The following is a 13,878-nucleotide window of genomic DNA, read 5'->3' as shown; positions in this document are numbered from 1 at the left end:
TAAAATGAAACGTTATTTAGTTTTAGAGGATGGAACGATCTATCAAGGTCAAGCATTCGGAGCGACAAGAGTTTCTGAGGGTGAATTAGTTTTTACTACAGGTATGACTGGTTATCAAGAAGCGATCACAGATGATTCTTATGCAAGCCAGATTTTAGTCTTTACAAATCCTTTGATCGGAAACTATGGGGTGTCCTTGGCCGATAGTGAAGACATTCAGTCTAATTGTGCAGGAGTTGTGTGTCGACAACTAGCACGGGTAATTGACAGTTGGCGGTCTACTGCAACTTTAGATCAATTTTTAAAACAACAAGATATACCAGGGATCAGTGGGGTAGATACCCGCGCCATCGCGCAAAAGCTCCGGAGATCTGGTGCAATGAAAGCACAGTTAGTCGATGATGTTCCTACTCAAATGTCTCGGCAAAAATCAGCTCCTTTTGCTTTGGCGATCAAAGCACAAACACAACCCTATATGATACCAGGTGAAGGATACCGAATAGTAGTGATCAATTATGGTACTAAGCAAAGTATCTTGCGTGAGTTGATCAAACGCAACTGTAATATTGTAGTTGTACCTGCCACTTATACGGCTGCACAGATCTTAAGCTTTAAACCAGATGGTGTTTTACTTTCGAATGGTCCTGGAGATCCACAAGATTTCCCAGATACGATCGCAACCATTCAAAACTTACAACAACAAACGGTATTGTTTGGGATCTGTTTGGGACATCAGTTGTTTGCTTTAGCAAATGGTGCGCAAACATTCAAAATGAAGTTTGGCCATCGTGGATTTAACCACCCAGTTAAAGAAATTGCGACAGGCAGATCACTTTTCACTTCACAAAATCATGGCTATGCGGTCGAACCAGCTTCATTAGAAAATATGGAATTGATCGAAACTTATGTCGAGTTAAATGACGATACAGTGGAAGGTTTACGGCATAAAAAATATCCAGCAGCTTCAGTGCAATTTCACCCAGATGCTAGCCCCGGACCTCATGACGCAGTCGAAGTTTTTGATGACTTTATTTCCATGATCGATACACATAAGGAGGAACAACTTGCCAAAAAGAAATGATATCTCTAAGATCTTAGTCCTCGGTTCAGGGCCAATTATTATTGGACAAGCCGCAGAATTTGATTATTCAGGAACACAAGCGTGCTTAGCTTTACGTGAAGAAGGTTATCAGGTAGTGTTGGTCAATTCTAATCCAGCTACGATCATGACTGATCACGAAATTGCTGATCAAGTTTATCTTGAACCTTTGACTGTAGAATCTGTTACTAAAATCATTAGACAAGAAGCACCCGATGCATTGTTACCAACTTTAGGCGGACAAGTTGCTTTGAACTTAGCAGTTGCACTAGCTGATAATGGTGTGTTAGAAGAGATGAACGTTAAGTTACTTGGAACTGGTTTAGAATCAATTTCCCAAGCAGAAGACCGGGAAAAGTTTAAACAGTTGATGAATGAACTAAACGAACCAGTGCCTGCTTCAAAAACTGTCCAACAAGTAGAAGAAGCACTCGCATTTGCTCAACAAGCCGGTTATCCAGTGATCGTTCGTCCAGCTTTCACTATGGGCGGTACAGGTGGAGGAATTTGCTATAACTCTACTGAATTAACGCAGGTCGTGGGTAACGGATTAGAGCTCTCGCCAACCAGCCAGTGTTTGATCGAACAATCGATCGCAGGATTCCGTGAGATCGAGTTTGAAGTAATGCGTGATGCTGCAAATAATGCTTTAGTTGTCTGCTCTATGGAAAATTTTGATCCGGTCGGAGTCCATACTGGGGATTCGATCGTTTTTGCACCGACCCAAACACTGAGTGACCAAGAATACCAGATGTTACGTGATTGTGCGTTGAAGTTGATCCGTGCTTTAAAAATTGAAGGTGGTTGCAATGTTCAATTAGCCCTTTCAACTGATAGTATGGAATATTATGTGATCGAAGTTAACCCGCGTGTTTCACGTTCATCAGCCTTAGCGTCTAAAGCGACGGGCTATCCGATCGCTAAGGTGGCGGCTAAGATCGCAGTAGGTCTTAATTTGACTGAAATTAAAAATCCGGTCACGAAAACGACCTATGCTGAATTTGAACCAGCTTTGGACTATGTAGTTGCAAAGATCCCACGTTGGCCATTTGATAAGTTTACACAGGCAGATCACTCCATTGGTACACAAATGAAGGCGACAGGTGAAGTGATGGCAATTGGACGGAATTTGGAAGAAGCTTTGTCTAAAGCGATTCAATCCTTAGAAGTCTCCACTCATGACCTTAGTTGGCCTAAAATCAGCCAGAAAAGCGATGAAATTCTCGCTAAGTACTTAGTCCATGCCACCGATGAACGCTTATTTTATGTTGCTGAAGCATTACGGCGGGGATGGTCGTTAAATGAAGTCGCTGGCTATACTAAGATCAATCAATATTTCTTAGATATCGTATTACACTTGATCGAACTTGAAAAACAAGCGCCTGACCACGTTATGGATATTAATTTTTTGCAAGAAGCCAAATATTATGGTGTAAGTGATGAAACAATGGCACGCTTGTGGAAGGTCGATGAAAATAAAGTCAGAGATCTGCGACATGAAAATAACTTGTTACCTGCTTATAAAATGGTCGACACATGTGCAGCTGAATTTGAATCAGATACGCCTTATTTCTATAGTACTTATGGGGAGTTTAATGAAAGTGTCGATAATGACAAAAAATCAGTTTTAGTTATTGGTTCAGGTCCGATCAGAATTGGGCAAGGTGTTGAATTCGACTATGCGACGGTTCATTGTGTTAAAGCCTTGCGTAAGGCTGGATATGAGGCTATCGTGATGAATTCAAATCCCGAAACGGTTTCGACCGACTTTTCAGTTTCAGATAAGTTATATTTTGAACCACTCACACCTGAAAAGGTCTTGGATGTGATCGACTTAGAAGATCCATTGGGAGTGATCTTGCAATTTGGTGGACAAACTGCTATCAATTTAGCGGAACCCTTGGCTAAGCGAGGTGTCAACATTTTAGGAACTAGTTTAGAGTCATTGAATCAAGCAGAAGACCGCGATGAATTCGATCAGTTGATCAAGAAATTAGACCTCTTACAACCACAAGGAAAAATCGCACATTCAACTAAAGAAGCTGTGGCTGGTGCGAAAGAAATTGGGTATCCAGTACTAGTTCGCCCAAGTTATGTCTTAGGTGGAAGGGCAATGCAAATTGTCGCAAATAAACAAGAATTGTTGGATTATCTGGAAGAAAATATGGCCACAGTTGGCGAACGTCCGATTTTGATCGATCAGTATTTAAAAGGACGTGAGTGTGAAGTTGATGCTTTATGCGATGGTCATGATGTCTTGTTGCCTGGTATTATGGAACACATTGAGCGAGCAGGTGTTCACTCGGGAGATTCGATGGCAGTTTATCCTCCACAACATTTAAGTGATAAAGTAAAACAACAAATCGTCGAGATCACTAGCAAATTAGCTACTTCGTTAAATTGCGTAGGGATCATGAATGTTCAATTTATTATCGTTAAAGAACAAGTCTATGTGTTAGAAGTTAACCCGCGGGCTAGCCGGACTGTACCATTTTTAAGTAAAGTGACTGGGCTTCAAATGGCTCAAGTTGCAACACGTATTGCATTAGGTGAAACATTGGCAAAACAAAATTTAACAACTGGCTTGTTACCAGAGCCTAAAATGAAGTACGTTAAAGCGCCTGTTTTTTCCTTCAGTAAACTTAATGATAGTGATAGTTTCTTAGGACCAGAAATGAAATCAACAGGAGAAGTCATGGGCAGTGACAGGAAATATGCCAATGCTTTATTAAAAGCTTTTCAAGGGGCGGGACTTTCTATCCCCGCAAATGGGAATGTATTATTAACAGTTAGTGATGAAGATAAACAGCGTCTAGTTTCGATCGCACAACGTTTTACACGGATCGGATATCGTTTATATGCGACCCAGGGAACAGCTGAATTGTTAAACCAACAAAAATTATATCCAACATTGGTGGATAAGATCGGTGAAAATGAAAAATCAGATAATGATGGCATCATGGACGTTATTTCAGATGAAAGGATCGATCTGGTAGTCAACACGATGGGGACAGACGTGGCTAAGAATTCTGATGGTTTCATGATCAGACAAAATGCAGTTGCACATAACATTGTGTTATTAACATCATTAGACACGGTCGAGGCTTTGTTAGTAGCTTTAGAAGGGCAATTTTTAACAACGGTTCCTCTTTAAGGATAAAATTTGTAAGATGGAAAAGAACGGCCGTTCCAATCAAAGGATAGAAAGGAAGCAAGTTGATGAATAATACACGGTTAGCAGTTGAATTACCTGGGCTTTCTTTGAAAAATCCGATCATGCCTGCCAGTGGTAGCTTTGGTTTTGGTGATGGGGATATCACTAAGACTAATGATCTGAACGAATTAGGGGCAATAGTCTTAAAAACTACGACTAAAGATCCTAAGAAAGGAAACTTACAACCACAAATTGTTGTTTTACAAGATGGCGTTTTGAATTCCGTTGGCCTGACTAACCCAGGAGTAAAAAATGTGGTCAATGAAAAGATACCCACCTTAAGAAAGCACTATAGCAAATTACCTATTATTGCAAGCATTGCCGGAGAAAGCTTTGAAGATTACTTGTTTGTTGCTCAACATTTTGCTGCTCCAGGTTTAATTGATGCCTTAGAACTCAATGTTTCTTGTCCCAATGTTGCTGAAGGCGGTATGCAATTTGGCGTTGATCCCAAGGTTATTCAAAAACTGACAGCGGCAGTGAAAGAAATTATCGCGGTTCCGCTTTATGTTAAATTAACGCCCAATGTTACTGATATCGTTGCGTGTGCTCGTGCAGCACAAGAAGGTGGAGCAGATGGATTAACGATGATCAACACCTTGTATGGAATGAGGATCGATCCAGTTACTAAAAAAACGTTAGTTGGTAACCAAATGGGTGGTTGGTCAGGGCCTGGCATCTTACCATTGGCAATTCGAATGATTTATCAGGTAGCTCATGTAGTCAATATACCGATCATTGGTGTTGGTGGGATTTCTAGTGCACTAGATGTACTTGAAATGTACTTAGCTGGTGCTAGTGCTGTTCAGATTGGAAGTGCACAATTTAAGGACCCAGCGGCTTGTTGGCATATTTTATCTGAGCTAGAAAGTGAAATGGATAAAGCCAATGTCAATAATTTGCAGGAATTATCAGACCAAATCAAAAGGAAGTTTCGAGATGAAAGAAGATAGACCAATAATTGCTTTAGATTTTCCAGACCAAAAAAGTGTGGATACTTTTTTAGAACAGTTTCCTAAGAACGAAAAGTTGTTTGTCAAAATTGGAATGGAGTTATTTTATCGGTGTGGGCCGGATCTGATAAAAGATATGAATGACCGTGGCTATGATGTTTTTCTAGACTTAAAATGCCATGATATTCCGCATACGGTTGAAGCGGCTATGCGAAGTATTTCAAAGTTAAAAGTTACTTTAACTACAATCCATGCTAGTGGCGGTCTACAAATGATGAAAGCTGCTAAGAAAGGTATGAGTGACAGTTTAGGTAAAACTAAGATCCTAGCTATCACTCAACTTACTTCGACTTCTCAAGAAATGCTAAAAAAAGAACAATTGACTAATGTTAGCATGGAACAAAGTGTGAATAATTATGCTAAACTGGCTGAAAAAGCAGGTTTAGATGGTGTAGTTTGCTCTGCATTTGAAGCAAAACAAATCAAAGAACAAACTAATAATGATTTTTTAACTGTGACCCCTGGAATTCGTTTAGCTTCTGATGATCATGATGACCAAAAAAGGGTCGTTTCTCCTGATCAAGCAGCGAGCTTAAAAGCTTCAATGATCGTAGTCGGTCGTAGTATCACTCAAGCAACGCAACCATACGAAACTTATTGTAAAGTAAAAAGATTATGGAAGGATGGGAAACACCTTGAAGAAGATCGCTGAAGAACTATTAGATATTGAAGCTGTTAAACTATCACCGAATGACCCATTTATTTGGGCAAGTGGGATCAAAAGTCCGATATACTGTGATAACCGTTTAACGATCAGTTACCCACACGTTAGGAAAATGATTGCTACAGGAATGGCAAAACTGATCTTAAGTAATTATCCTGATGCTGAAGTTATCGCTGGGACCGCAACTGCTGGGATACCACATGCTGCTTGGGTAGCAGATGAATTAGAGCTACCGATGATCTATGTTCGTTCAAAACCTAAGGATCATGGTAAAGGTAAGCAAACAGAAGGTGTATTGAAAGCAGGTCAAAAAGTGGTTTTGATCGATGATTTACTTTCGACTGGTGGTAGTGTGCTAAAAGCAGCGACGGCATTACAGCATGAACAAGCGAATGTGATAGGTGTAGTTGGTATTTTTAATTATCAGCTTGCTGATCTAGATAAAAACTTTGCAGATAGTAAATTAACTTATCATACTTTAACGAACTACTCAGAATTACTCGAAGCTGCACAAGAAAAAAATATCTTTACGCAAAAAGATGTTGATTCGATGCTTGATTGGAAAAAGTCGCCTAAATCTTGGAAATAAAGTTAGTAATAATTAAAAAAGATGTAATTGCATTGACGTTTTGATTAGACATGTTATATGCAATTACATCTTTTTTGTTTATATTCTTCAATAGGAATCTTAGTTAATAATTTTTAATCAAAAGTTAGTATTTAATTTAAGTCACTTTTTCTGGTTTGAAAACGGTATTTGCGAAAAAAACTTTTAAAGTGTAAACTTATTATATATATCAGAAATAATTTAGTTTTGTTAAAAATTTCTGTTGCTAGAATTAGTTGCTACGAATTTAAAGATGTAGTTTTAGTAAAAATTAATTTTTACTTGATATAATGATAAGTAACGATTAATTGTTGAATTAACTGCATCTAGTAAAAATTTTTCTAAAGGGTTTAACTGAATATGCAGCATAGTATCGCACACAAAAGCTTGAACTGCTTGGGAGCAACATGAAAAGGGGTCGTATTTTATGAAAACACAGCATGAAAGTATTTTTTCATCGAAAACGTTAACTTATTTTTTACAATTAGCGGAAACTATGAGTTATACGCAAGCTGCTCAAATATTAGGGATCACACAACCCGCTTTGACTCAGCAAATAAAAAAATTAGAGAATAATGTAGGCGCACCTTTATTTTATTCAGTTGGCAAAAAATTACATTTATCGGATGCAGGTTATACTATGCTGGATGCTACCCATCAGATCTATGAAACATTAAACCGTGCAACTGATGAGATACAACAATCAACAAGCCCTGATATAGGGGAAATTAATATTGGTATTTTAGCCTCGATCGAGACTGAAGTATTCTTTGATTTTGTAAGTGATTTTTATCAAAGACATCGCGATATAAAACTAACGATATATGCTTTGACTCGTAAAGAGATCTGGGAAGGGTTAGAGAATAATCAGTTAGATTTAGCTATTATGTATTTGCCAGACGAAAACATTAAAAATTGGAAGCCATATGAAACCAAGAAAATTTTGACAGAAAACTTGGTCTTTGTACATCAAAATGAAAAGCTGAAAAAGAGAAGACGTATTAAATTGAAAGATACTTTGGGCCGTCCCTGGGTTGGTTATCCAACGGATTTTTATGTAAATACACAACTTAGAGAGGCTTACCGCAATGAAAATATTGATTCGCCTAACTTTGCAGCTCGTTTTACAGATCCAGAACAATTGCTTAGATTTACTAGACGTACAGGCAACTATACCGCTTTACAGGCTTCGTTTGTAGAGGCTAATCTGACGGAAGATAGTGATTTTTATACAGCATTATTTGAACCGACAATTTCTTTTGAAATGTCTTATGTTTATCGAAAGGGAAAAGGAGAAATCCCTCGGATCGCTAATTTTTTCCAGGAATTTGATCAGTATCTAGCAGATAAAGATTATATTTCTCGCTTGACAGATTCTACTACAGAGCAATAAGCTATTTAAGAACGTAATATTAATTAATAAGGTAAAAGTTTTTAGAAACTTTAAGACTAATTATTATAAGGAGATATTTATACAATGAAAGAATTGGTTTTTGGACACAAAAATCCTGACACAGACGCAATCGTTGCTGCCAAGGCATATTCATATTTGTTGAATCAATTGGGTGGGCAAACTGAAGCTGTTGCTTTGGGTGAACCTAATGATGAAACAAGATTTGTACTTGATCATTTCTCTGAGCCATATCCACGCGTGATCTCTGAAGCTGGTTCAGAAACAAAACAGGTAGTTTTAGTTGATCATAATGAATCACAACAAAGTGTTGATGATATTAGTGATTTGACAGTTACTCATGTTATCGACCACCATCGGATCGCCAATTTTGCCACAGCAGCTCCTTTATACTATCATGCAGAACCTGTTGGCTGTAGCAGTACAATCATCTTTAAGGAATTCAAACAATCTGGAGTTGACATTCCACAAAATTTAGCTGGTTTGATGTTATCTGCAATTATTTCAGATACTTTATTATTTAAATCACCTACTACTACAGACGTTGATATTGCAGTCGGAAAAAAATTAGCTGAAATTGCAGAAGTGGATTATGAAGAATATGGGTTAGCTATGTTAAAGGCAGGTACTAATTTATCTACCAAGACAGCAAAAGAATTGGTTACTTCGGATGCCAAATCATTTGAGATGGGTAACAAGACTATTCGTGTTGATCAGGTCAATACAGTTGACCTTAACGAAGTTTTTGCACGTGAAAATGAATTACGTTCAGCAATTGAAGAACAAAATAAAGACAATGGTTATGATTTGTTTTTGTTGATGGTAACTAATATTCTTGATTCTAATACACGTTTATTAGCGATCGGGTCTGGACAAGACGTTGTTGAAAAAGCATTTGGCCAAGGTTTAGCTAATGATAAAATGGATCTACCAGGCGTTGTTTCACGTAAAAAACAAGTCGTTCCACCGTTAGAAGAAGCTTTTAACTAAAAAATATGTTTTATTAGTACGAAAGAACACCTTATACTTTAGGGTGTTCTTTTTTTAACTATTAAAAAGTATAAAGTTACTTTAACTAAACGAAAAAGTTAAAACAAAAGAAACAATCATTAGGAATACGTGCAATTACGTAAGAAAACCCATATAATAAAAGGTGAAAACATTTTTGAGGTGATCAAGTTGAGTCAAGAAAAAAGAATTGAATTAATCAAACAATTATTAGAAGAACGGCAGGAATTATCTACCAAAGATATTATGAATGAATTTGGTATTTCACAAGATACTGCCCGTCGTGATATTGTACTGCTGACAAAACGAGGAGAAGTCCGCCGTACTCATGGTGGTATATTGCCACTTGATTTTGGCCGTAGTGTGCCAAATTATGAAAGTCGTTTAGCTCGATTTAATAAGTCAAAGACCCAAATCGCGATTGAAGCCTTAAATTACTTTAAGCCACAGCATGTTTATTTTATTGATTCGTCTACGATTTTATTAAAAACTTGTCAGAATTTAAATGTTCCTCTAACAGTAGTCACTCATTCGCTCGATAATTGTATTGCACTAGCACAAAATAATAAGGTAACAGTCAAAAGCCTGAGCGGAACTTTAGATCATGACAATCGTTTTTTCTATTCACATTTGGCTATGGAAGAATTACAGGATATCATGTTTGATACAGCGTTTATCGCTGCTTCAGGTATCGATGAACACGGAGTCTATTTACTTGATCAAGATGATGCTGAGATTGTGGGTATGGCTGCTAAACGAGCACGTAAAGTAATTTTAGTAGCCGAACATCAAAAATTTGTGAACAGGTCCTATTACCGAATTTGTTCTTTGGATAAAATTTCATTGTTTATTACTGATAAAATGCCAACAAAAGAACAACGAGAACTATTTTCACCAGAAACTGAGATCAAGGTAGTAGAAGATAATAATAAATAGCAAGTACTTTGACATTTTTTTAAACTTGGTGGCAATTTGTTTGTTTAAATTGTTATAATAGTCCCAATTTAATGAAAAGGGTGTGAGAAAATGGTTTTAAAACACAAATTTAACCAACAAGTAGAACAAGTTGCAATTTCAGATATTCGTCAATTTGATATTGACGTTAGTGGTATTCCCGAAATTATTAAATTGACTTTGGGTGAACCAGACTTTAATACCCCCGACCATGTCAAACAAGCTGCAGTTGATGCAATCAATGATGATCAATCTCATTATGCGCCAAATCCTGGTATTCCAACGTTGCGAAAAGCAGCAGCAGATTATTACAATACAAAATACCATTTAGATTATCGAGCAGAGCAAGTAATTACAACAATTGGAGCAACTGAAAGCATAGCAGTCTCACTACAAACTATCTTAAATCCAGATGATGTAGTACTAGTTCCCACGCCAGTTTTTCCAATTTATATACCAATTACGCAAATTAACCACGGTAAATGTATCACGATCGATACAAGTGACGATGATTTTGTTTTAACACCAGAAAAGTTAAGGGTAACTATTAAAGCTAATCAAGACAAAAATATTAAAGCTTTAGTTTTAGTTTATCCTAGCAACCCAACAGGGGTCACATATTCTAGGGAGCAATTGAAAGAATTGTCTAAAGTTATTAAAGAAAGTGGCATGTGGGTTTTATGTGACGAAATATATGCAGAACTTAGCTATAATAATGAAACACATACTAGCTTAGCCGAGTTTTTACCTGATCAGGTTCTATTGGTTTCGGGTTTGTCTAAATCGCATGCCATGACTGGCTGGAGGGCAGGTTTTTTAATGGGGCCAAGTGACTTCATCGAACAGGCAATTAAAACCCATCAGTATTTAGTTACTGCTCCAACTAACAATGTCCAATATGCCGCATTAGAAGCATTAACTAATGGGCAAGCTGATAGTGAACCAATGAAAGCAGCATATATTAAAAGGCGTGATTTCTTATGTCATGAGTTGGAAGAATGTGGCTTTGATGTTGCTAGTCCAGATGGTGCTTTTTATTTATTTGCAAAGATACCAACGAAATTTGGTACAGATTCATGGAAATTTGTACGACAGTTAGCTAAAAAAGCGCGCGTTGCTTTAATCCCTGGAGCATCATTTGGGCCTGGAGGAGAAGGGTACGTCAGGATCAGTTATGCTGCTTCTCTGGATGATTTAAAGACGGCTGCGCAACGAATAAAAGAGTATGTGATCAATAATTAGTGTATGGAGGCAAGCGATTTTGAATTCTATTGAAAAACAAAGACCGATCGGGGTTTTCGACTCCGGTGTTGGTGGTATTAGCGTTTTAAAAGAACTTTACAAGTTAATGCCAAATGAAACTTATTTATTTTATGGTGATTCGGCGAATGCGCCGTATGGTATTAAAGATAGAGAAGAAGTTTTTCAACTGAGTCATAATATAGTAGAAAAGTTTCTTCAACAAAATGTAAAAGCAATCGTGATTGCCTGTAATACTGCAACAAGCGCTGCCATTTCCCGTTTAAGAGCTGAATTTCCTGAGATTATTTTTATTGGACTTGAACCAGCAGTTAAACCTGCAATTTGCCATAAAAAAAACTCAGAAGTTGTCGTTATGGCTACGCAATTAACTTTAAAAGAAAAAAAGTTTGCCGAATTGATCGGTCATTACAAAAATCAAGCAAAAATTATTCCTTTACCTGCTTCAAAACTAGTTGAATTTATTGAACGTGGCGAGACTGATAGTTTGGCTTTAAAAAATTATTTAAAAGATTTATTGGCTCCATATAAAGAAACAGTAGATTCAATTGTCCTTGGCTGCACTCACTTTCCATTTGCACGTGGTGCCATTCAAAAAATAGTTGGTAGCCAAGTATATATTGTTGACGGTGCAAAAGGGGCAGCCACACGTTTACAGAGCGAATTAAAAAATAATTCATTGAATAATGACTTAAATAGCGGAGCAGTTCGATTTTATAATAGTAATCCTGATCCAGCTGAACTCGAACTTAGTCGAAAGTTATTCTCATTATAATTATTAAATGTTGGTGGTGAAACATGTAATGATAAAGATCAAAGTAGCAACATTTAATGATCTTCCTGTGGTAATGCGAATTTTTAACCAAGCCAAGAGATTTTTAAAGGAAAATAAAATACCACAATGGCAGGATGGAACACCTAATGAAGAAACCTTTTCTGAAGATATCAAATTACAAGAACTATTCTTACTCGTAAATAATTCGGATATTTTGGGGATTGCTGCATTAAAATTAGGGCCTGACCCATTTTACGATGAAATCAGAGAAGGTGAATGGTTATCAGATGCGTCATATTATGTGATCCATCGTTTTGCCATGGCACAAGAAGCGCGTGGAAAACAATTAAGTGAGATCTTTATTCAAAAAATACTTGAAATTGTTAAGCAAAAGGGTGTTGCTCACATCCGTATTGATACTCACCCGCGAAACATGGCAATGCAACATGTGATTGAAAAAGTAGGCTTCCAGTACCGTGGGATAGTAGATGTCACATTAGAGCAAAGTGATCCTACGAGAAAAGCTTATGAGTTAAAACTTAACTAGGAGTATATAATTGACTAGAAAAAAATACGAAACATTTATATTTGATTTAGATGATACATTATTAAACTTTAGGTCTGGAACAGCAAGCGCTAGAACTTTTATTTGACAATTTTGATTTGATTTTAGACCAATCTGCTAAGAAAGCATTTAATAGTTTTAACCAAAGCTTATGGAAAAAACTTGAAAGAAAAGAAATTACTCGTACACAGCTTTTTGAAGGAAGATTTCATACCTTTTTTAAAAATTACTTTCATATGGAAATTGATGGTAACGTTTGTTCGGCTCAATATCTGTCTTATTTAGCACATGGACATGAAGAAATAGACGGTGCCAGTCAGATATTAAATGACCTATTTAAAGTTAATAAACAAATATTGTTAGCAACAAACGGCGTATTTAAAACTCAAATTCAACGGATAAATGATGCTCAAATAACGCATTTTTTTGAACACATATTTACTTCTGAAAAAATTGGTGTTGAAAAACCTGATCCACGTTTCTTTGAATACCTTTTTGCCCACTCACATGCCTTACCGGCTAAAACATTAATTATTGGGGACTCTTTAAGTTCGGATATTTTAGGAGGAATTAATGCTGGAATTGATACAGCATGGTTTAATCCGCTTTCTACCCAAAATTTCTCTCAAATTAAGCCTAAATATCAAATTGAAAATTTATCTGAGATCAAGCAATTTACTTAAATAAATTTAATTATTATTTGGATATTATTTTAAGACAGTTTATAATGAACTTAAGGCTAATTTATTTTAATCATCTTAACTCTTGTATATAACAGATGTTAGATGACAGGAGGGTGCATAATGATCGAAAGTATCCGCTTAAAAAGGAAAAAAACTGAACCCATTGCAATCGGAGATGTTGTTCAATATCATGGTGGAACATTTGTTGTTATCAATATTTTAGGTATTGATGCACAACCGGATAGAAAAAAAGACGATCGCATATTTTATTATTGTTTAGGGCAGTTATACGGATCGCCAGACCTAGCGACCGATTATTTGGCGACTGAAAATGAGTTAAAATTTTCACCGGATCAATATTACAATATTCCGCAAGTTGGTGATATTTTTTTTGATAATAATATTGGTATATGGCTCAGGATCATTGAAATTCGTGCGGTAACTTTTGAAAAAGATGGTATGAAGGTTAATTTTAAATTTTCTCCGATCAAAGAATGGCCTAATAAAAAAATGGAACAGGCTTTTCAAAAGTCACGGTCGCACCATATGAAACTTTTAAAAAATGACCGACCTACTGGATAAAAAAATGCGATATTAGAGTCTTGGATATTAAGTGAATTTAGGA

The 13,878-nt window shown here is 36.7% G+C and carries 13 protein-coding genes; all 13 read left to right on the top strand.

Features of this window, described 5'->3' with window-relative positions; genetic code table 11:
* Nucleotides 1-4: 4 nt before the first annotated feature.
* Complete coding sequence (locus LACPOB_RS0107350) at nucleotides 5-1,081, top strand: carbamoyl phosphate synthase small subunit (RefSeq protein WP_017868189.1); 1,077 nt, start codon at nucleotides 5-7, stop codon at nucleotides 1,079-1,081.
* A complete protein-coding gene (gene carB / locus LACPOB_RS0107345; RefSeq protein WP_017868188.1) occupies nucleotides 1,065-4,253 on the top strand; it encodes a carbamoyl-phosphate synthase large subunit in 3,189 nt (1,062 codons plus the stop codon). Before LACPOB_RS0107350 ends, carB begins: the two co-directional genes overlap by 17 nt.
* A gap of 65 nt (nucleotides 4,254-4,318) precedes the next feature.
* The gene (locus LACPOB_RS0107340) at nucleotides 4,319-5,266 is read left to right on the top strand and encodes a dihydroorotate dehydrogenase (RefSeq protein ID WP_017868187.1); all 948 of its coding nucleotides are present in this window, start codon (nucleotides 4,319-4,321) and stop codon (nucleotides 5,264-5,266) included.
* On the top strand, nucleotides 5,253-5,978 hold the full coding sequence (pyrF, locus tag LACPOB_RS0107335; RefSeq protein WP_017868186.1) for an orotidine-5'-phosphate decarboxylase: 726 nt from the start codon (nucleotides 5,253-5,255) through the stop codon (nucleotides 5,976-5,978). Before LACPOB_RS0107340 ends, pyrF begins: the two co-directional genes overlap by 14 nt.
* Nucleotides 5,962-6,579, top strand: coding sequence for an orotate phosphoribosyltransferase (gene pyrE / locus LACPOB_RS0107330; protein WP_017868185.1), 618 nt, complete (start codon nucleotides 5,962-5,964; stop codon nucleotides 6,577-6,579). The genes pyrF and pyrE overlap by 17 nt, the downstream gene beginning before the upstream one ends.
* A gap of 445 nt (nucleotides 6,580-7,024) precedes the next feature.
* Entirely contained in the window at nucleotides 7,025-7,990 is a 966-nt protein-coding gene (locus LACPOB_RS0107325; protein ID WP_017868184.1) for a LysR family transcriptional regulator, read from the top strand.
* Between the two features lie 84 nt (nucleotides 7,991-8,074).
* Nucleotides 8,075-8,998, top strand: coding sequence for a manganese-dependent inorganic pyrophosphatase (locus LACPOB_RS0107320; protein WP_017868183.1), 924 nt, complete (start codon nucleotides 8,075-8,077; stop codon nucleotides 8,996-8,998).
* A 189-nt stretch (nucleotides 8,999-9,187) separates the two neighbouring features.
* Nucleotides 9,188-9,952 (top strand): DeoR/GlpR family DNA-binding transcription regulator, encoded by a 765-nt coding sequence (locus LACPOB_RS0107315; RefSeq protein WP_017868182.1) that lies wholly within the window; start codon nucleotides 9,188-9,190, stop codon nucleotides 9,950-9,952.
* A gap of 90 nt (nucleotides 9,953-10,042) precedes the next feature.
* Nucleotides 10,043-11,212 carry a pyridoxal phosphate-dependent aminotransferase gene (locus LACPOB_RS0107310; RefSeq protein WP_017868181.1) on the top strand — a complete coding sequence of 390 codons (1,170 nt, stop codon included), beginning with the start codon at nucleotides 10,043-10,045 and terminating at the stop codon, nucleotides 11,210-11,212.
* A 19-nt stretch (nucleotides 11,213-11,231) separates the two neighbouring features.
* Complete coding sequence (murI, locus tag LACPOB_RS0107305) at nucleotides 11,232-12,005, top strand: glutamate racemase (RefSeq protein ID WP_017868180.1); 774 nt, start codon at nucleotides 11,232-11,234, stop codon at nucleotides 12,003-12,005.
* 28 nt (nucleotides 12,006-12,033) lie between these two features.
* On the top strand, nucleotides 12,034-12,552 hold the full coding sequence (locus tag LACPOB_RS0107300) for a GNAT family N-acetyltransferase (RefSeq protein WP_017868179.1): 519 nt from the start codon (nucleotides 12,034-12,036) through the stop codon (nucleotides 12,550-12,552).
* Nucleotides 12,553-12,668: 116 nt separating this feature from the next.
* Entirely contained in the window at nucleotides 12,669-13,253 is a 585-nt protein-coding gene (locus tag LACPOB_RS11910) for an HAD hydrolase-like protein (protein ID WP_017868178.1), read from the top strand.
* 120 nt (nucleotides 13,254-13,373) lie between these two features.
* Nucleotides 13,374-13,835, top strand: a complete 462-nt coding sequence (locus LACPOB_RS0107290; RefSeq protein ID WP_017868177.1) for a hypothetical protein — start codon at nucleotides 13,374-13,376, stop codon at nucleotides 13,833-13,835.
* Nucleotides 13,836-13,878 lie beyond the last annotated feature (43 nt).

The organism is Ligilactobacillus pobuzihii E100301 = KCTC 13174, from assembly GCF_000349725.1.
Lineage (GTDB): Bacteria > Bacillota > Bacilli > Lactobacillales > Lactobacillaceae > Ligilactobacillus > Ligilactobacillus pobuzihii.
The sequence above is the reverse complement of the archived record's forward strand: the minus strand, read 5'-3'. Positions and strand labels throughout refer to the sequence as shown.

Excerpts from the sequence above, each read along its gene's own strand:
- LACPOB_RS0107290 (WP_017868177.1), top strand. The coding sequence starts at position 13,374 with ATGATCGAAAGTATCCGCTTAAAAAGGAAAAAAACTGAACCCATTGCA.
- LACPOB_RS0107350 (WP_017868189.1), top strand. The coding sequence starts at position 5 with ATGAAACGTTATTTAGTTTTAGAGGATGGAACGATCTATCAAGGTCAA.
- LACPOB_RS0107300 (WP_017868179.1), top strand. The coding sequence starts at position 12,034 with ATGATAAAGATCAAAGTAGCAACATTTAATGATCTTCCTGTGGTAATG.
- LACPOB_RS0107325 (WP_017868184.1), top strand. The coding sequence starts at position 7,025 with ATGAAAACACAGCATGAAAGTATTTTTTCATCGAAAACGTTAACTTAT.
- pyrF (WP_017868186.1), top strand. The coding sequence starts at position 5,253 with ATGAAAGAAGATAGACCAATAATTGCTTTAGATTTTCCAGACCAAAAA.
- LACPOB_RS0107320 (WP_017868183.1), top strand. The coding sequence starts at position 8,075 with ATGAAAGAATTGGTTTTTGGACACAAAAATCCTGACACAGACGCAATC.
- LACPOB_RS0107340 (WP_017868187.1), top strand. The coding sequence starts at position 4,319 with ATGAATAATACACGGTTAGCAGTTGAATTACCTGGGCTTTCTTTGAAA.
- LACPOB_RS0107310 (WP_017868181.1), top strand. The coding sequence starts at position 10,043 with ATGGTTTTAAAACACAAATTTAACCAACAAGTAGAACAAGTTGCAATT.